1 protein-coding gene is annotated in these 232 nt (G+C 59.1%); it reads right to left on the reverse strand.

Translation table 11 applies throughout. The features are described 5' to 3' along the window. A partial coding sequence (locus O4G76_RS23345; RefSeq protein WP_373568061.1) for a hypothetical protein occupies nucleotides 1-123 on the reverse strand: 123 nt, incomplete at its 3' end. Nucleotides 124-232 lie beyond the last annotated feature (109 nt).

Raw genomic sequence — 232 nt, forward strand, 5'->3', positions numbered from 1 at the left:
TTGCAGGGATTTGCGTTCGGCTTCCAGGCTGTTGAAAGCGTCTGCTTCCAGGGTGTAGCCACGGGCGGCCAGGCGGGCCGCCACTTCTTCGATATTGCTGCGCAGCAGTTGAATGTCCAGCATGTTTCAGTCCTGTTTCTTGGTATTGGCTTCGTCATCCAGCTGGCGTAAAAAGGCCAGGTTGTCGGCAATCTTGCCCTCCAGCCCGCGCGGCACCGGCTCATACCAGCGC

It is taken from the genome of Limimaricola sp. G21655-S1, from assembly GCF_027213785.1.
Taxonomy (GTDB): Bacteria; Pseudomonadota; Alphaproteobacteria; order Rhodobacterales; family Rhodobacteraceae; genus Limimaricola.